Source organism: Chryseobacterium sp. D764, assembly GCF_019317325.1.
Taxonomy (GTDB): Bacteria; Bacteroidota; Bacteroidia; order Flavobacteriales; family Weeksellaceae; genus Chryseobacterium.
This window is the reverse complement of the sequence record NZ_CP079219.1, coordinates 2,349,163-2,367,868: the sequence shown is the minus strand read 5'-3', so window position 1 is coordinate 2,367,868 and position 18,706 is coordinate 2,349,163. Positions and strand designations below refer to the sequence as shown.

17 protein-coding genes, 1 tRNA gene and 1 pseudogene are annotated in these 18,706 nt (G+C 37.0%); 7 read left to right on the top strand and 12 right to left on the bottom strand.

Annotated features, from left to right (window positions below):
• Positions 1 to 13: 13 nt before the first annotated feature.
• Complete coding sequence (locus KYG33_RS10715) at positions 14 to 1,114, bottom strand: efflux RND transporter periplasmic adaptor subunit (RefSeq protein ID WP_219073204.1); 1,101 nt, start codon at positions 1,112 to 1,114, stop codon at positions 14 to 16.
• A gap of 106 nt (positions 1,115 to 1,220) precedes the next feature.
• Positions 1,221 to 1,601: pseudogene (locus KYG33_RS10710) on the bottom strand (MgtC/SapB family protein); the annotation flags it as partial.
• 403 nt (positions 1,602 to 2,004) lie between these two features.
• Here KYG33_RS10710 and KYG33_RS10705 point away from each other — a divergent pair.
• A complete protein-coding gene (locus KYG33_RS10705) occupies positions 2,005 to 2,856 on the top strand; it encodes an EamA family transporter (RefSeq protein WP_077419089.1) in 852 nt (283 codons plus the stop codon).
• 12 nt (positions 2,857 to 2,868) lie between these two features.
• Here KYG33_RS10705 and KYG33_RS10700 read toward each other — a convergent pair whose 3' ends face one another.
• Together KYG33_RS10700 and KYG33_RS10695 are read right to left on the bottom strand one after the other, a co-directional pair.
• Positions 2,869 to 4,230, bottom strand: a complete 1,362-nt coding sequence (locus KYG33_RS10700; RefSeq protein WP_180564512.1) for an ATP-binding protein — start codon at positions 4,228 to 4,230, stop codon at positions 2,869 to 2,871.
• A 27-nt stretch (positions 4,231 to 4,257) separates the two neighbouring features.
• Complete coding sequence (locus KYG33_RS10695) at positions 4,258 to 4,962, bottom strand: response regulator transcription factor (protein WP_077419091.1); 705 nt, start codon at positions 4,960 to 4,962, stop codon at positions 4,258 to 4,260.
• A gap of 101 nt (positions 4,963 to 5,063) precedes the next feature.
• On the opposite strand from KYG33_RS10695, the gene KYG33_RS10690 reads away from it, so the two are divergent.
• Together KYG33_RS10690 and KYG33_RS10685 are read left to right on the top strand one after the other, a co-directional pair.
• Positions 5,064 to 5,726, top strand: a complete 663-nt coding sequence (locus KYG33_RS10690; protein ID WP_180564510.1) for a YiiX/YebB-like N1pC/P60 family cysteine hydrolase — start codon at positions 5,064 to 5,066, stop codon at positions 5,724 to 5,726.
• Positions 5,727 to 5,886: 160 nt separating this feature from the next.
• Positions 5,887 to 6,198, top strand: a complete 312-nt coding sequence (locus tag KYG33_RS10685) for an NIL domain-containing protein (protein WP_047386542.1) — start codon at positions 5,887 to 5,889, stop codon at positions 6,196 to 6,198.
• Positions 6,199 to 6,467: 269 nt separating this feature from the next.
• Here the strand turns inward: KYG33_RS10685 and murA are convergent, their stop codons facing one another.
• Both murA and KYG33_RS10675 read right to left on the bottom strand, forming a co-directional pair.
• Positions 6,468 to 7,775, bottom strand: a complete 1,308-nt coding sequence (murA, locus tag KYG33_RS10680; protein ID WP_047386545.1) for a UDP-N-acetylglucosamine 1-carboxyvinyltransferase — start codon at positions 7,773 to 7,775, stop codon at positions 6,468 to 6,470.
• A complete protein-coding gene (locus tag KYG33_RS10675; RefSeq protein WP_077419093.1) occupies positions 7,775 to 8,452 on the bottom strand; it encodes a DUF4290 domain-containing protein in 678 nt (225 codons plus the stop codon). Before KYG33_RS10675 ends, murA begins: the two co-directional genes overlap by 1 nt.
• Before the next feature lie 187 nt (positions 8,453 to 8,639).
• Between KYG33_RS10675 and KYG33_RS10670 the strand changes: the two genes are divergently transcribed.
• Positions 8,640 to 10,079: an alpha-amylase gene (locus KYG33_RS10670; protein WP_077419094.1), complete on the top strand. Its 1,440-nt coding sequence runs from the start codon at positions 8,640 to 8,642 to the stop codon at positions 10,077 to 10,079.
• Positions 10,080 to 10,288: 209 nt separating this feature from the next.
• Here KYG33_RS10670 and KYG33_RS10665 read toward each other — a convergent pair whose 3' ends face one another.
• Positions 10,289 to 10,699 (bottom strand): thiol-disulfide oxidoreductase DCC family protein, encoded by a 411-nt coding sequence (locus tag KYG33_RS10665; protein WP_180564508.1) that lies wholly within the window; start codon positions 10,697 to 10,699, stop codon positions 10,289 to 10,291.
• A 4-nt stretch (positions 10,700 to 10,703) separates the two neighbouring features.
• Entirely contained in the window at positions 10,704 to 11,171 is a 468-nt protein-coding gene (locus tag KYG33_RS10660) for a heme-binding domain-containing protein (RefSeq protein WP_077419096.1), read from the bottom strand.
• A 462-nt stretch (positions 11,172 to 11,633) separates the two neighbouring features.
• Between KYG33_RS10660 and katG the strand changes: the two genes are divergently transcribed.
• Positions 11,634 to 13,913 carry a catalase/peroxidase HPI gene (gene katG, locus KYG33_RS10655; RefSeq protein ID WP_219073202.1) on the top strand — a complete coding sequence of 760 codons (2,280 nt, stop codon included), beginning with the start codon at positions 11,634 to 11,636 and terminating at the stop codon, positions 13,911 to 13,913.
• Between the two features lie 120 nt (positions 13,914 to 14,033).
• Here the strand turns inward: katG and KYG33_RS10650 are convergent, their stop codons facing one another.
• The gene (locus KYG33_RS10650) at positions 14,034 to 14,252 is read right to left on the bottom strand and encodes a hypothetical protein (RefSeq protein WP_219073201.1); all 219 of its coding nucleotides are present in this window, start codon (positions 14,250 to 14,252) and stop codon (positions 14,034 to 14,036) included.
• A 133-nt stretch (positions 14,253 to 14,385) separates the two neighbouring features.
• Positions 14,386 to 14,456, bottom strand: a tRNA-Gln gene (locus KYG33_RS10645).
• A 374-nt stretch (positions 14,457 to 14,830) separates the two neighbouring features.
• Between KYG33_RS10645 and der the strand changes: the two genes are divergently transcribed.
• Complete coding sequence (der, locus tag KYG33_RS10640) at positions 14,831 to 16,141, top strand: ribosome biogenesis GTPase Der (protein ID WP_077419113.1); 1,311 nt, start codon at positions 14,831 to 14,833, stop codon at positions 16,139 to 16,141.
• A 162-nt stretch (positions 16,142 to 16,303) separates the two neighbouring features.
• A complete protein-coding gene (gene upp, locus KYG33_RS10635) occupies positions 16,304 to 16,954 on the top strand; it encodes a uracil phosphoribosyltransferase (protein WP_180564506.1) in 651 nt (216 codons plus the stop codon).
• 1 nt (position 16,955) lies between these two features.
• Here upp and KYG33_RS10630 read toward each other — a convergent pair whose 3' ends face one another.
• Together KYG33_RS10630 and KYG33_RS10625 are read right to left on the bottom strand one after the other, a co-directional pair.
• A complete protein-coding gene (locus KYG33_RS10630; RefSeq protein ID WP_180564505.1) occupies positions 16,956 to 17,642 on the bottom strand; it encodes an alpha/beta fold hydrolase in 687 nt (228 codons plus the stop codon).
• Positions 17,643 to 17,762: 120 nt separating this feature from the next.
• On the bottom strand, positions 17,763 to 18,416 hold the full coding sequence (locus KYG33_RS10625) for a ComF family protein (protein WP_219073200.1): 654 nt from the start codon (positions 18,414 to 18,416) through the stop codon (positions 17,763 to 17,765).
• Positions 18,417 to 18,706 lie beyond the last annotated feature (290 nt).

The following is an 18,706-nucleotide window of genomic DNA, read 5'->3' as shown; positions in this document are numbered from 1 at the left end:
GCATCATTTTACATTATTTTGCATCCAGCATATAAATTCCCCCTTCAGTCATGATGGTTTCTCCGGGTTTTAACCCTGAAGTGATTCTTACTGTTTTCTGATCAGTCTCTCCTGTTGTCACTGAACGTTTTACATATTGACTCTTGCCTGTTTTTACCCATACATATTGGAAGTTATCCTGCTGCATCAAAGCGGTTACGGGAATCATCACTGCTTTTGCAGGAGTCGTGGAGAAGTTGACCGTAGCATACATGCCTGGTTTTAATTTTCTGTCTGGATTATCACATTCAATAAGGACTTTTATACTTCGGGTATCTTCATCTACAATTTCATTGATGTGATATACTTTTCCGGTAATATTTCTGTCCGGATACGCACTTACTTTTACAGAAACCTGATCTCCGGTATTCACAAAGCGGATGTCCTTTTCTTTTACATCACCGGAAATCCAGACTTTGGATAATTCTGCAATGATCATTACCGGATCAGCATCTCCTTTCAGATATTGGCCGTTTACAATTTTGTTGGAAATGATCTCTCCGCTGATGGGAGCTCTTACAATAAGAGGACTTCCTATACCTCCACCTTTACTGTTATAGACTTTCAAGGCAGAAGAAGCATTGGAGAGGGATGTTTTTTTATTTTTAAAATCCGTTTCCGCTTCATCCAGCTCCTTCTGAATACCTACGCCATGTTTTACGAGATCCTGCTGGCGTCTGTGATTTTTTTCGGCAAGCTGTACATCATTCAGGGCATCCGTATAATCTTTTTGAACCGAAAAATAATCTGAAGAAAGAATCTCAAAAAGAGGACTTCCGGCAGAAATATGTTGTCCAAGCTGAATAAATGATTTTGTAATTCTTCCGGAAAAGGGACTGGCAATTTCTGCATAATGATTAGGAATTGCCTGAATAGTTCCCGCTGAAATTACCCCATCGCTGTGTTCCTGTTCGGTAACAACCTGTGTTTTAATTTTTTTGAAAACGGGATTGTTTTCCGGAACAGTTACCTGGTTACCTTTTATCATTATTTCCGGTTCTTTATTTTGTTGAGGTGTATTGTCTTTACAAGAGGCTGCAAAGAGAATAATACTACTTAAGATTATCTTTTTCATGATCTTAATACAATTGAGTGCTGTTACTGATTTTTACTTTTTTGTTGTTATTTTTCTTGGTACTGAACCATTTTTTGCTCCTTGCTTCTTTATGAGAAGAGAGAGTAGGTCTAAGGAATATATTGGTAGAGACAATAAAGAAAACTGTGATGAGGGCTTCTGCAGGATATCCCAGTGCACATAATGCGCCTATGGCCGCAGAACACCATAATGTGGCTGCTGTATTTAATCCTCTTACGGTAAGGCCGTCTTTCATGATAACGCCGCCGCCCAGGAAACCGATTCCGCTGACAATATAAGAGGTGATTCTTCCGGCTGCATCGCCACCAATTCTGATGGCAATCAATACGAATGCTGCAGAGCCAATGCAAACCAAAGTATTGGTTCTGAGTCCTGCATTTTTTTTTCGCCACTGTCTTTCAAAACCTATACCGGCACCCAGGCAGAATGCAGTCAGTAAACGAAGGGTAAATTCAAATGTATTCATAACTTTTCCTGTTTTTATAAAGCGTTGCAGCTGTACGGGAAAAGTGAGTACAACTAAAACTTTAAGATTGATAACTACTGTAAGGATCTGAGTCCATATGCTTTATTTTTTACTGTGCAAAAGTAGAAAAGCCTACCTTTTTTTACCGTTAGAAAAGCTTTAGAATGTTATTAGAAAATCATTAGAGAAAATCATTTCTGCTTTTTTAAGTTGCTCCTGAAAGAGTCAATTATTGATTAGACCCTATTAATAAGAGTAAACTGTACCCATTGTAAAAGATAAAATTTCAATACATTTGGGGCAGGCAGTTTTACATGATGAATTTCACGATTTATCATGTAAATAAAAGTGTGTTTAATCGCGGAAATTTCTTTCCAAAATCTTTTGAATTATATATTTAGAAATGAAAAAATCAAACATAGCGATACCCGCTACATTGTTAGCGATCATATGTGTACAGGGAGGAGCTTCCATTGCCAAGCAGCTTTTTCCTGCCATTGGAGCTATTGGAACGGTTACTTTAAGAATTGTACTTTCAGCTGTTTTGCTTACGTTGATTAACCGTCCGAAATTTTTGCAGTTTGACAGACAAAAATGGAAATACTGTGCGATATACGGAATAGGTTTGGCAGCGATGAATCTTATTTTTTATATGGCGATTCAAAGAATTCCTTTGGGGCTGGCGGTTACTGTGGAATTTGCGGGACCTTTATTTCTTGCATTAGCTTTGTCCCGTAAACTGCTGGATGTTGTCTGGGCTTTGCTGGCCTGTGTGGGAATCCTGCTGATTGTTCCGTGGCAGAATGATCATGTTGATTTGGTAGGACTTGGGCTTGCCTTTCTTGCAGGGATGTTCTGGGCTCTTTATATCATAATGGGTGGAAAGGTTTCGAAAATAATGGACGGAAAAGATGCCGTGACTACCGGAATGATATTTGCGAGTATGGTGATTATTCCTTTTACAATATGGGATGGTGCGGTTTTCAATCTTACTCCGGCTATTTTTGTAAAAGGGCTTGGGGTTGCTATCCTTTCAAGTGCTTTGCCATTTTCATTAGAGATGATGGCTTTGAAGAAACTTCCTGCAAAAACTTTCAGTATTCTGATGAGTCTGGAACCTGCATTTGCAGCGCTTTCAGGATTGGTTTTTCTTGCTGAAGAATTATCTTTTTTACAGTGGATTTCTATTACCTGTGTAATTGCAGCCAGTATTGGAACTACAGTTTTCAATAAAAAATCTCTTTCTCACGAATAAGCAATAGAGAAATTAAATGATATCAAATATCACGGTAAAAATAGTATCATTATGATCTGATACGACTGTAATTTTTGCGTGGTGAAGGAGAATAATTTTCTCAGTAAGGAAAAGCCCTATTCCATGTCCTTTCTCCGGTTTGGGTATTTCACTTCTGTAAAAAGGTTTAAAAATATGTTCTAAATCTTCGCTAGGAATCATGTTTCCTTTGTTGGTAAAACTAATCAAAAGGATTTTCGCATTGCTTTTGACATCTATTGAACATATGTGTTCTGGTGAATATTTACAGGCGTTGTCAATAAGATTATTAAAAGCGACCTGCAGAAGATATTCATTTCCCTGGATGACCAGTTGATGCTCTTCTAACGACTCATCTATATTTAATGAAACTTTATATCCTGAATTTTCTTTTATGATTTTGGTGTAAGATTCCAGAAGAACCTCATCAAGACGAACTTCGGAAAAACTGATTTCGTTAGGGTCATAACTGGCTTTAGCGAGATCCATCAAACTATTGGACAGTTTTACCATATTTCGTGCATCTTCAAGCGCATATTGAATGGTTTCCTGATATTCTTCTTTGGTTTTATCTTTTTCAGAAGCCAGTTCCAGTTCGGTAATAATAGCAGCCAAAGGTGTTCTCAGTTCATGTGAAATGTTGGATACGAAATGCTTTTGTGAATCAAAAGAGTTCTCAAGTCTTTCCAGCATTCCGTTGAAGTTTTGAGCAAGTTCATTAAGTTCGTCTTTCTCTTTTGTTGTTTTAAGCCTTAATTGTAGTTTTCCGGCCGTGATTTTTTTAATCTGAGTGACCATTTCACTGAGCGGATTCAATGCTTTTTTGGAAAGAAATATTCCGGCCAGATAAATTAATATTAAAATACTGAAGAAAGAGATAATGCTGATGGTAAGAAGATGAGTGAGATATTCATATCCATATTGATCATAAGCTGCAGCGGTTACCGCATAAGTTTTTCCCTCATAATGATATACCATTCCGATCACCTGCAAATCGTTTAAAAAGAAATTGATTCTCTTTTTCTGGAATATCTGGGAAAGCATTTCCGGGGTTTCCTTTACATAATCCACTTTGGCATCATCATGATAAACGAGCTGCTTATTAATATCATAAATCGCTACCTGAACTTCATTTAGGGTTCTGGTATTGTTTTTATAAAGCTTGTGCATTTCCTGCTCCGGCAGTGAACTTCGGAAAAACAGATCTGCTTTGGCAATCGCTTCATTTTGAAGCTCACTGTAAAAAGATTTTTCTCTGGCTTCTTTGGATGAATAATAAATCGAAACGCTGTAAACACTTAAAAGCATTGCAGTGATTAAAGTAAAAAGCAGCGTAAGTCGGGTTCTTATTTTCATCCTGATATTTTTAGCTTATCTCAGTGATTACTGCACAAAGCCTGATTCATAGTCTTTTTTCAGGATAAATCCCATGCCGGCTTTGGTGTGGATCAGCTTGATTTCAAAATCTTTATCAATTTTTTTTCGGAGATAATTAATATATACATCAATAAAATTCGTTCCTGTGTCAAAGTGGGTTTCCCACACTTTTTCTGCAATTTCACTTCGGGAAAGAACCCTTTCGGAATTTTCCAGCATGAATTTTAAGAGGTTAAATTCTTTCGGAGTCAGTTTTATTGGAGTATGATCTCTGCGCACCGTTTTCTGCTCCAGATTCATTTCAATTCCTTCATAGGTAAGAACAGACACTTTTTGCTGTCTCTGTTGTGAAAAGCGTTTCAGAAGTACTTTGATCCTTGCTGTCAGTTCGCGCATTTCAAAAGGTTTGGTAAGATAGTCATCGGCTCCGGCATCAAATCCCTCCAGCTTGTCATCAGTAGTTCCCAGTGCAGTCAGCATAATTACAGGAAGATTCGGTTGTAATGCTTTGATTTCATTACAGAATTCAAGTCCGTTTTTTTTAGGCAGGACAATATCTGTGACTACCAGATCAAAATTGGTCTGCAAAGCCAGTTTCAAACCTATGATTCCGTCATATGCTACGGTTACCTCAAATTCAGCTTCCTGAAATCCTTTTGCAATCAGTTTTGAAAGTCTGTCATCATCTTCAACTAATAAAATATGTGGCATAAGAATCTGTGAAATGTTTGGGTTGATGTGAAGAATAGATCAATATTCCCACAAATGTAATGATTTCTATTTTGTAATTTTGGCACCGAAAGTATAATCAAATGTCTGAATTTAGAATTAAAAAAAGAAAAAATACTGTTGTTGGGTTTTTGTTCTGTCTGATGTTATTATTGATACAGTGCAAAAATACTTATTCCGGTAATGTACTGCTCAAAAATGGAGATCTGCTTTTCGTAACGGCTAAAGAATCGGGGCTTTCCGGTGCTATTAATAATGTGACTCAAAAACAAAAAATAGCTTCATTTGATCACATAGGAATTCTGGAAAAAGATGGTAACAAAATGTTTGTTTTGCATGCTGCGCCAAAAGGAGGTTCTCAGAAACAGGATCTGAAAGATTTTATCAAAGACCAGAAAGAAGATGGGCAGGAGGTAATTGTTTATCGTTTGAAGACCGAATACCAGAAAATAATTCCTGAAGCTGTTGAAAAAGCGAATTCTATGCTTGGAAAACCTTATAACTTCAATTACATCCTGGATGAAAATTCATATTACTGTTCAGATTTCGTTGAAAGAGCTTTTAGGGCAGAAAATATTTTCAAACTGGAGCCCATGACATTCATTGATCCTAAAACAGGAAAAACGAATGCATTCTGGGAAGAATTTTATACCAGGAAAAATCTGAAGATCCCTGAAGGAGAGCCTGGTTGTAACCCCAATGGACTTGCTGGTTCTGATAGATTAGAACGAGTAGGGAGTTATTAAAATATTGAGAGAAGCTGAAGAGGCTTCTTTTTTTTTATGTTAAAATTTAAAAAATATTAGTCTACTAATTTGGTGGACTAATATTTTTTTATATTTTTGTCACAGATTTAAATGCAGAACGCAATATGATCTTAGAAGTTTAACCAAAAAATGTTTAGCGATGATTACACCTAATCCGGGCCTGCAGGTTTTACAAAATAAAATTAACCTGCCTAAAAAAGAATTGTTATTGGAAATAGAGTTGAATGGCAAAATGAAATTTGAACATTTAATGAATACCATCTACAATCAATTTGGGATCTGTCATAGAGTGCTATCCGCTAATGTAGAGTATGTGAACGGATATAGTTTTGGTTCAGTGCAGTTATATATTAATGTCAGTTCAGAAGATTTTCAGCAGCTTGAAATCTATCTGAATAAAAATAAACTTATGAATACGACGGTGGAGTATATCTGCAGAAAGTATTTTTAAGTGAGATTCATATAGTTTTAATTACTCAAAGTGTCCGGTACTTTTACCGGACACTTTTTATTTTTTATTAAAAGCAGATATAAAAAAACAATAATTAATCGGTACAGAATTGAGGTTGCCTCAAAAGTGTCATTCTGAACGAGATGAAATGTAGTGAAGAATCTCATGTATTTGACTGATAATAAGATTCTTCCTTCGTCAGAATGACAAAAGTCAAACAAAAAAGCGCTCAGATTACTCTGAACGCTTCCATATTAAATAAAATAATTTTAAATTCTTTCGATATCAGCACCAATTGCTTTCAGCCTTCCATCGATATTTTCATATCCTCTGTCGATTTGTTCGATATTATGGATAATAGATTTTCCTTCTGCAGAAAGTGCTGCAATAAGAAGTGCATTTCCGGCTCTGATATCCGGGGAAACCATCGTTGTGCCTCTTAGAGGAGCTTCCTGGTTCAATCCGATTACCGTTGCTCTGTGTGGATCACATAAAATGATCTGAGCTCCCATGTCAATTAATTTATCAACAAAGAATAATCTGGATTCAAACATTTTCTGATGAACCAGAATACTTCCTTTTGCCTGAGTAGCTACCACTAAAATAATAGATAATAAATCCGGCGTAAATCCTGGCCAGGGAGCATCTGAAATAGTAAGGATAGACCCGTCAATAAATTTCTGAATTTTATAATGTTCCTGAGCAGGAATATAGATGTCATCACCACTTTGCTCAAGTTCGATTCCTAATTTCCTGAATGTATTTGGGATGACACCAAGCTGGTTCCAGTTTACATTTTTGATGGTAATTTCAGATTTCGTCATGGCCGCAAGACCAATCCAGGATCCGATTTCTACCATATCCGGAAGCATTGTATGCTCCGTTCCTCTCAGATAATCTACTCCTTCAATAGTAAGAAGGTTAGATCCGATTCCTGAGATATTGGCTCCCATTCTGTTCAGCATTTTACACAATTGCTGAAGATAAGGTTCGCATGCCGCGTTGTAGATTCTTGTTTTTCCTTTTGCCAGAGCTGCTGCCATTACAATATTAGCTGTTCCGGTAACAGAGGCTTCTTCCAATAAGATGAATTTTCCTCTTAATTCTTTAGCTTTTAAAGAATAGAAATATTCCTCTTCATCATAATTGAATTCAGCACCCAGTTCAACCAGTCCCTGGAAGTGAGTATCCAGTCTTCTTCTTCCAATTTTGTCACCTCCCGGAGTCGGCATATAAGCTTCTCCATAGCGGGCAAGCATCGGGCCCATCAGCATAATAGATCCACGCAGTTTTGCGCCGTCTTTTTTGAACTCGTTAGATTTTATATAATCAAAATTTACCTGATCAGCCTTGAAAGTATAATCTCCCTGTCCGTTTTTAGTAATTTTTACTCCAAAATCTCCAAGAATTTCAATCAGTCTGTTTACATCATGAATATCCGGAATATTTTTGATTCTTACTTCTTCGTCCGTAAGGAGAACCGCACATAAAATTTGTAGAGCCTCATTCTTGGCTCCTTGTGGAGTTATTTCGCCCTGCAGTCTTTTTCCTCCTCTTATCTGAAATGTTCCACTCATTACTTCCTGTTTTTATGATTGTTGTTGTTATGCCTTCTCTTGTTAGGCTGGTTATTGTTCTTATTATTGCTGTTGTTGCTGTTCCTATTGTTGTTATTGTTATTATTTCGGTTGTTGTTATTGCTGGTGTAATAGATTTTACTTTTTTCAAGTGAATCTATTCCCGTAAGGTCCAACCTGTTTTCAGACAGTTCTTTCAGGTGGCGGAAGATAACATCGTCCGTCACATGTTCTTTATTATAGACATTATAAGACTTCTTCATATTGTTGGCAATCACTTCGATAAGGGCCTCTTTTTCATCACCAGATTCCAGTTCGATTGCTTTTTCTATCAATTGAAGAATACTCTTTCCGTAAAACTTAAAGTCACCTTGAAGTTTTGGATATTCCATTCTTTTAGGTTTTTCTGCCAATTGTTCCGGAGTTGGGAACGGATAAGGAGAGTCTACGTCCAGATCATGATTAGCAAGAATAAAAAGATGGTCCCAAAGTTTATGTTTATAATTTTCCTCGTCGCGAAGTTGTGGGTTTCTCTGACCCATAAAATCGATGATTGCCATAGCCATTTCATTCCTTTCCTCTTTGGTAGGAAGTTCTTTGCAGCGCTCAACCAACTGTTGTATTATTCTGCCATATTCCGGCATATTAAGCTGAGTTTTTTGGGTATTGTATTCCATAGTATGCAAATATATGGATTAAAAGAAAAATTGTTTCGAGAATCTGAAAAATTTATGATTTTTTAATGAAAATTTTAAATGGCTTTCTTCTTGATTTATTATTAAAAATTAAAATATTTCCCATTCGTTTGAATTTGTTTTCAATAAAATTGTATCTTGTTTAATAGATTGATAATTAATTATTACGATGAAAAAAACATATTTTTTCCTTTCCCTATTGGCTTTAGCACTGGTTAACTCTTGTCAGAACAGGGATGAATTGATTACGGAGACTTCCGGGCAGGAAGAAGTTCATAACAAAACTGTGAATGTCACTCATCATGACGGCCGACCTTTCAGTACCGGAAATGATTCCGGATCTATGCAGGGGAAGTTTATAGCAGGACCAGGTGGAGGAGTTTTGATGCAGGGCTTTTACTGGGATGTTCCTGAAGGGGGAAACTGGTGGAACACTGTTAAAGATAAATTAACCGCATGGTCTGATGCCGGAATTGGTGCTGTATGGCTGCCTCCAGCTTCAAAAGCGCAGAACGGAGCTTACTCTATGGGATATGATCCTACAGATTATTATGATTTTGGAAATTTTAATCAAAATGGAAGCGTGGAAACCCGTTTCGGATCAAGAACAGAACTTGAAGCACTGATTACAAAAGCGCACGCAGAAAGTATGCAGGTGTACGCAGATATTGTGATCAATCATAATAGTGGCGGACAATCCGAAGCCAATCCTTTTACAGGAACGAATACCTGGACTGATTTTTCAGGCGTTGCTTCCGGAAAATTTCAGAGAAACTACAATGATTTTTATAAAAATGCTTACGGAAACAATGATGAAGGAGCTTTTGGTGGATTTCCTGATCTGTCTCATGCCAACCCTCATGTGCAGGACTGGCTTTGGGGTAGAGATGATTCTGTTGCCAAATATTATAAGAATGTGATGAAATTTGATGGCTGGAGGTTCGATTACGTTAAAGGTTTTGGTCCTTGGGTTGTCAATACCTGGAATTCCAATGTAGGTGGATTTTCTGTTGGTGAACTATGGGATTCCAACGTAAATACATTGGAATGGTGGGCCAATAATGCGAACAGCTCTGTATTTGATTTTGCAGCTTATTATAAAATGGACGAGGCATTTGACAACGGAAATTTGAATGTTCTGAATGATGATATGATGTGGAAAAGAAATCCATACAAAGCAGTCACTTTTGTAGCCAATCACGACACAGATATTATTAACAATAAAATGCCGGCCTATGCCTATATCCTGACTCATGAAGGATATCCAACCATTTTTTACAGAGATTATGAAGAATGGCTGAACAAAGAAAGACTAAATAACCTGATCTGGATTCATAACAATAAAGCTACCGGAACAACTTCTATTCTGTATACCGATAATGATGAATATATCGCAAGACGAAACGGATATAATGGAAATCCCGGGCTGGTTGTTTATATCAATACATCATCAAGCTGGCAGGAAAGATGGGTAGAAACCAATTGGAGCAGCCAGCAGATCAAAGATTTCACCGGACACTCAGGCTGGTATCCTACAACTCAGGGAGATAAATGGGTGAAAATTCAATGCCCGCCAAACTCTTATTCTGTGTGGTCACTGAATTTATAGGTGATAAGTAATAAGTGATAAGTAATAAGTAATAAGTAATAAGCGGGTGATAGAATTATTTTTATAATCAATCCCAGTTTGTTTACTTATCCATCAAGTTTGTCATTCCGTAGGAATCTCCGCAACACATCATTTTAATGTTAGGTTGTCCGGTTTTTCTTACGGAATGGTATTTTATATAATCTGAAGGAAATTGTATATAAGAGAAACTACACCTGAATAAACTTTTTCTTCTGATGCTGATCCGGTAAATAACACTTCTGATTGGCAAGTTTCATCCTGTTTCTGGAAATAGTATCATATACTTTGTCGCTTAAAAAAGCAGGTATAATTTTTCCAATAAAGGAAAGTTTATAAACTCCTCCCAATAAGTTAGCGATTTCCAGTACTGCCCTTGATTTGATTTGATAATACCGTCCGGGCTTCCATAGATACAGGGTATTGAATATATTAGTTTCCAGGCCTCTTTCGGATAAAAATTGTTGCCCGAAATCAGATTGTAGAGAAGCAAACATGAATTGGTCTTTCTTGTCACGCTCCAAAATCCACTGTACCCAGAAATTACAGACTCCGCAATCTCCGTCAAAAAACACAATATGTTTATTTTCCCAGTTTTCCACGACTTTATTTATTAAACATGATTCTTCTTTCGGTATCTTCTTTTACTTTTTTAAAGTATTGGATAAGTTCTGCACGCTGTTCATCCGAGAGTTTGGCATTCTGATGTCCTAAATAATAAGACTCAAGCGGCATTTCTTTTTTTTCAACCATTTCTATAGATTCCTCCAGTTTATGAAGCTGTCTTTTAGGTTCATATACTGCAAAGGTAGAAAAATTAAGATGTTTCCTGCCTTCATTAATATGATTTTTTACCCACCATGAAGCCGGGGAAATATTGGTATACCATGGATATGCTGTTTCATTGGAATGACAGTCGTAACAAGAAGTTCTGATGGTACGGGCAATTTTTTCCGGAGTGTTTTTGATCTTAAGAAAATCCATGCCGGGTGTAGGAGGCGGATTTGTTTTGTCAATAGGAAAAAACTGAATGATGATAAAAGCAACAAGAATGATAACAATTATTTTTTTCATAGCAGGTGTTTCATGTTTGGTAATGATAAAGGTAGTTAATTTATTTTTAGTGAGATAAAATCGGAAGCTTTAAGAGTGAGGTTGGAGGTGCTTTTAGAAGTTCTTGAAATAGCTCGTTTTTTTCAATTTTTATAAATATTAATCAAATATTTTCCGGCAATCATCAAACTTTCCTCTTCAAGCTTCCTTTCTTCCTTTTTCCATAAAATTCTTACGTTGAGTAATTCTAAATTGAGCCCTATACTGCTGTTTTTATTTAAGTTAATCTGAAAAATGATTAACTTAATACCACAATTTAGTCTTAATTCTCATGCAGTCGGAAATATATGTTTATAGTTTTTAACTATCGTTGAAATAAAAATTAATAGATTGTATTTATTACTCAAACGTTGTAGGTTTGTCATATTCTTACAACAGAGAATTTAAACTGTATTAATCAATATAAAAATAAAATAAACGACAATGGAAAACGATTTGAATGACATCAGTAAATGCCCGTTTCATAACGGAACAATGAAGAAGAGTGTAGCAGGCGGTGGAACCCAAAATTCTGATTGGTGGCCGGATCAGCTTAGAGTAGATCTTCTGCGCCAGCATTCTTCCCTTTCAGATCCTATGGACAAAGATTTTGACTATGCCAAAGCATTCGAAAGCCTGGATCTGGAGGCCGTAAAAAAAGATCTTCATGCATTAATGACAGATTCTCAAGACTGGTGGCCGGCAGATTTTGGTCATTATGGTCCTTTATTTATCCGTATGGCCTGGCACAGCGCAGGTACCTATCGGGTAGGAGATGGTAGAGGCGGAGCAGGGGCTGGTCAACAGCGTTTCGCACCCTTAAACAGCTGGCCGGATAATGTAAGCCTTGATAAAGCGAGAAGATTATTATGGCCGATTAAGCAGAAATATGGCAGAAATATCTCCTGGGCAGACCTTTTGATTCTTACCGGAAATATTGCCCTTGAATCAATGGGCTTCAAAACATTTGGGTTTGCAGGAGGACGTGCCGATGTTTGGGAACCGGATTCCGATGTATATTGGGGATCAGAAAAGACGTGGCTGGGAGGTGACTTACGTTATGCCCACGGTTCAGAAGGAGTTGTAGAAGGACATTCAGCAGTTCTTCCTACTGATGATAATGCAGACGGAGATATTCATTCAAGAAACCTTGAAAATCCATTGGCAGCCGTACAAATGGGACTTATTTATGTAAACCCTGAAGGTCCGGACGGAAATCCAGATCCTATTGCTGCCGCTAAAGATATCCGTGATACTTTCGGCCGTATGGCAATGAACGATGAAGAAACGGTTGCTTTGATCGCCGGAGGACATACTTTTGGTAAAACCCACGGGGCTGGTCCTGCAGATCATGTTGGCAAAGAACCTGAAGGAGCAGGAATTGAACAACAGGGATTAGGATGGTCAAGCAGCTATAAATCCGGAAGTGGTAAAGACGCTATTTCCAGTGGCCTGGAAGTGACCTGGACAGAAACGCCGACTCAATGGAGTAATTATTTCTTTAAAAACCTTTTTGAAAATGAATGGGAATTGACAAAAAGTCCTGCCGGAGCTCACCAATGGGTAGCAAAGGATGGTGCTGATATTATTCCTGATGCATTCGATTCTTCTAAAAAGCATAAACCAACAATGCTTACAACAGACCTTTCATTGAGACTGGATCCTGTTTATGAAAAAATTTCAAGACATTTTTACGAAAATCCTGATGCATTTGCCGATGCCTTTTCAAGAGCATGGTTTAAGCTTACACACAGAGATATGGGACCGCGTGCCCGCTATTTGGGGCCAGATGTACCACAGGAAGAACTGATCTGGCAGGATCCTATTCCGGAAGTGAATCATGAACTGGTTGACGGAAATGATGTGGAAGCATTAAAATCAAAAGTTTTAAATTCAGGATTAAGCAATGCTGAACTGATATCTACAGCCTGGGCTTCTGCTTCTACTTTCAGAGGAAGTGATAAGCGTGGGGGTGCCAATGGAGCCAGAATAAGATTGGAACCTCAAAGAAACTGGGAAGTGAATAATCCTTCACAGCTGAATAAAGTATTAGGAGTATTGGAAGGAATCCAGAAAGAATTCAACGATTCTCAAAACGGAGGTAAGAAAATCTCTTTAGCTGATCTTATTGTTCTGGCAGGTAATGCTGCAGTTGAAGTTGCTGCAAGAAATGCAGGACAGGATGTGAAAGTTCCATTTGCTCCGGGAAGAATGGATGCTTCTCAGGAACAAACCGATGTAGAATCTATGGGATATCTAGAGCCTATTGCCGATGGATTCCGTAATTACCTGAAAAGAAGATTTACCGTATCTACAGAATCTTTACTAATAGATAAAGCCCAACTGTTAAGTCTTACAGCTCCGGAACTTACTGTATTAGTAGGAGGTATGCGTGCTTTGGATACCAACTTTGACGGTTCAAAACATGGTGTATTTACCAGCCGTCCGGGAGTTCTTACCAATGATTTCTTCGTGAATCTTTTAGATATGGGAACTCAATGGAAAGCTATGTCAGACGATCAGCAGCTTTACATGGGAAGTGATCGTTCAACCGGTCAGCCAAAATGGACTGCAACTCGAGCTGATCTTGTTTTCGGATCCAATTCCGAATTGAGAGCGATTGCTGAGGTATACGGAAGTGCCGATGCACAAGGTAAATTTGTAAAAGACTTTGTGGCAGCATGGACGAAAGTGATGAATCTGGATAGGTTTGATCTGGTTTAATCTTTTTTAATCATATAAAATAACAGGCTGTCTTGAAAAGGCAGCCTGTTATTTTATATTGTTGACAATGAAGGTCGGGAGAAACTTTATTTATTGGTTTCTTTTTAATTTAATAATTTCTTATACTAACAGTGGAATTACGTTTCTTGCCATAGCAATGAAATCCTGATCTTCAGGTTTTATTGAAATGAATTCTATATCATAGTCTCTCTTTTCTTTTCCAGTCATTATAAAACTGGATCCGGAATCGAAATCTCTGCCTTCAATATATGATGTCCATGGAGATGGGGTAGCTTTATTACATACTTCCATGATGTTTTTTAATTCTGATTCTGTCATTTTACTCAGTTTTTTTGAGTGCTGGATTAAAAAAATAGGTCTGTTCTGTCGTTATTCGTGATCGGGATTACAATTTAAGAATTTGTCATAAAGATATAAAAAACAAAAACCATCCTTAAAAAAGGATGGTTTGTAGACCCACAGGGATTCGAACCCCGACTGACGGTACCAAAAACCGGAGTGCTACCGTTACACTATAGGTCTGTTTCTATGTTGCGAAATTATAGAATTTATTTTAAATATGAAAATCAAAATTAAAGATTAATTAACATAATACATGGGCAATTGCTTTATGTATTGATTGCCAAATAATTATTTTCTGATAAAAATCTTCAAAAAAATATGCTTTAGCCTGAAATAGGAGACTCACAGATGTTGTCAGTTCAATTTTAATCTTAACGAACATGATATTTTATCCGGTGAATAGCAACTTCCAGCCTTCTTCTTCCAGCTCCCATCCTTAAAAGCCTCGTTAAATAATAAAATCTTATCTTTGCAAAAAATTGGGCTCCAAAAGTTGGAGTAACCCATTAATAACATATCCTGAGCATAAGCAGAAGGATTATTAAACATTTTTTATGTCAAATATTGTCGCAATCGTTGGACGTCCAAACGTAGGAAAATCCACGCTTTTTAATCGTTTATTAGAAAGAAGAGAAGCTATTGTAGATTCTACAGCCGGTGTTACCAGAGACCGTCACTACGGAAAATCAGACTGGAACGGGGTAGATTTTACTGTAATTGATACCGGAGGTTATGATGTAGGTACAGATGATATCTTTGAAGAAGAAATCCGTAAGCAGGTACAATTGGCTGTAGAAGAGGCTACTTCCATTATCTTTATGATGAACGTGGAAGAGGGACTTACTGATACAGATTACGAAATTTACAGTTTATTAAGAAGATCCAATAAACCGATTTATATCGTTATCAATAAAGTAGATTCTGCAAAAGAAGAACTTCCGGCAACAGAATTCTACCAGTTAGGAATTGATAAATATTACACTCTTTCTTCTGCTACCGGTTCAGGAACAGGAGAAATCTTAGACGATATCGTTAGAGACTTTCCAACAACAGAATATAAAGATCCTTTCGAAGGATTACCTAAAATCACTATTGCCGGCCGTCCGAACGTAGGAAAATCTACAATGACAAATGCTTTATTGGATGTTGAAAGAAATATCGTAACGGATATTGCAGGAACTACAAGAGACAGTATCCAGACTTTATATAACAAATTCGGACATGAATTTGTATTGGTAGATACTGCAGGGATGAGAAGGAAATCTAAGGTAAACGAAGATCTTGAATTCTATTCTGTAATGAGATCTATCCGTTCTATCGAGTATTCTGACGTAGTAATCATTATGGTGGATGCTACACAAGGATGGGAATCTCAGGATATGAACATTTTCGGACTGGCTCAGAAAAACAGAAAAGGAATTGTAATCCTTGTGAATAAATGGGATTTGATTGAAGACAAGCAGACCAATACAATGCGTGATTTTGAACAATCAATCAAAGATAAAATCGGTCAGTTCCAGGATATTCCAATCCTATTTGTTTCAGCTTTAACGAAGCAGAGAATCTTAAAGGCTGTAGAAGTAGCCATGGAGGTTTATGAAGACCGTAAGAAGAAAATTAAAACTTCAAAACTGAATGAAGTAATGCTTCCAATCTTCGAAAATACGCCACCACCTGCATTGAAAGGGAAGTATATTAAAATCAAATATTGTGTTCAGCTTCCTACGCCGTCACCACAGTTTGTGTTTTTCTGTAACCTTCCACAGTATGTGAAAGAACCTTATAAAAGATTTACTGAAAATCAGTTGAGAAAACAATTCGGATTTACCGGAGTTCCGATTGAAGTATATTTCAGACAAAAATAATAAGAACAAGTGTTCATTGGAAACTCCGGCAAGCGAAGCTTGCCGGAGTTTTTTATAAAATCAGATCAGAGTTTCTCATTTAGCCCAATCTTTCAATTCGTTTTTTAGTTGTAATTTTGTAGGAATTAATGTCAATTAACTGAAATTAAAAATAAAATTTTCATGCTTACTATTTTATCGCAAAACTTTTCTCTTGTCAATGAATGGATTAACGAACTTAGAAACGTTAATGTTCAGCATGACCGAATGAGATTCAGAAGAAATATGGAAAGAATCGGGGAGATTGCCGCTTTTGAAATCAGTAAAGGTCTGGAGTACAGAGAAGTTGAAATTCAAACTCCTTTAGATACAATTAAAAGCAGGGAAATTGCTGTACAGCCTGTTATTACAACCATTTTAAGAGCGGGAGTTCCATTGTTTGAAGGAATTCTGAACTATCTCGACAGAGCCGACTGCGGTTTTGTAGCTGCCTACAGAAAACATGATGCCAACGATTATTTCTCAATCAAGCAGGATTATCTGACTTGCCCAAGCATCGAAGGCAGACCTTTGATTGTAGCAGACCCAATGCTGGCAACAGGAGCTTCTTTAATTGAAGCAATCAAAGACCTGTTAACCAATGGAAATCCAACCCAGCTTCATATTGTTGCAGCCATTGCATCAAAACAAGGCGTTGAAACCATTCAGAATGCCTATCCTGAAGCTCACATCTGGGTAGGAGCTATTGATGAAGAGTTAACATCAAAAGGTTATATTACTCCTGGTTTAGGAGATGCCGGAGATCTTAGTTACGGAGAAAAACTTCAAAGATAATTTAAGAAAGATTCCAGAAATCTTTTATTAAGTTCAACAATAGACTTGGTCGTACTTTATCCAGTGGATGTTTTGTGTCTGGAAGTACGGCCAATTTTGCATTCGGAAGACTTCTGTAAACCCTGGAGCTTTCTTCGAGAGTTACCATATTATCTTTATCTCCTACCATGATTTGAATGGGAATATTAATCGTCGCAAGATTATTTTCCAACGGAGGATTTTTACCTAAATCAATCATCAAATCAGCAATAGCAGGAAGAAGCTGCTTCCATTTTGATCCGTGTTGTGATTCTAAAACCTGAGCATATTGTGGAATTTTCTCAAGAATGACATCAGGACTAAGCATTTTACTTTCTTTTAAAGCCTGCTCCTCAGTCCAGTCAAACTTTGTTCCCAGCGTTATAATAGAATTTACATTTTCAGGATTCTTCATCGCGTAACAGAGTGCCGCATAACCACCCATACTGTGCCCGAAAATAGATACATCTGTCAAATTATTTGCTTCACAATATTCTGATAGCTCCTGAGTATACTTTTCAATACTAATACCCTCTGCCGGAAGTTCCAGATCTCCATGTCCTGAAAACAAAGGAGTGTGTACTGTAAAATAGTGAGATATAGTTTTCAGATAAGGCGTGAAAATGTCGCTGTGACCTAAAGCTCCGTGTAATAAAAGCAGATGTGGCATAGTGGTTTAGTTTCCGGAAAATTAAGAAAAAGATTTGAACGATGAAAATGGCGGGTGATTGAAAGGTTTTACATATTTGAATCTCGTATTCATAATAGATTTCCTGACTCATTTCTTATCTTAAACATCCATTGCTATTACTAATACACTCACTTTGTTATTTCCGGCATTTAAAATTTCCCATGCAACCGATGAAACGGTATTCCCTGTGGTAAAAACATCATCAATCAGAAGAATATGTTTTCCTGAAACCGATTGTGTGATAGAGAATGTGTTGACAGCTTCCAATCTGTGTTTCTTATCCTTTAAAGCCTGTGCCTTTGAATAATGATTTCTTTTGATTAGTTGATGATCAAAGGGAATGTCATAAAATGCCGCTAAGGTTTCTGTGAATAAATGAAGCTGGTTGTATCCACGTTCCTTCATTTTTTTTGGATGAAGCGGTACACTTACCAAAAGATCAGGTTTCTCGTTCTTAAAGTCCAGGCGTTCTGTGGTCCAGTCTGCAAGGATCTTTCCAGCTTTTTCCCGGCCTTTGTATTTCAGCTCATGGATAATCTGACGACTTAAGCTCTCCTCTTCAAATTGCAGTAAAGCAAAGGTGTTTTCAATAGGAAAAAACAAACTGCATTTCTCCTTAATCGGATTATTTTCAAAATAGGAATAGTGGGTAAAATGGAGCTGGCTAAAACAAAGATCACATACCAAAAGTTCAGAATCAATGATTTTGTTGCAGTGGATACAACGGTTCGGAAACAATAAATCTACTATCATGAGTGTGTTTTGTACTAAGATAGGAAATAAAGGTCAATTAAGTCAATGGTGAATTTTACTTCGTAAGTGAATTGAAGGTGAAAAAGTTCATAAACGAATATTTCATAGCAGTATTAAAAATTCACAAGTGAAGCGAATTGACGATTTATCATTCGTCATTTAGTTTTGTATTGGTACTAATTAACTTTTGCTTTCCGAAGGTAATAGTGAATAATTATTAACGCTAATGTTCGGGATGTTTATTAATCTACATTATTTATTTGTTCGTAAAGGCATTTCATTAAGCAGAT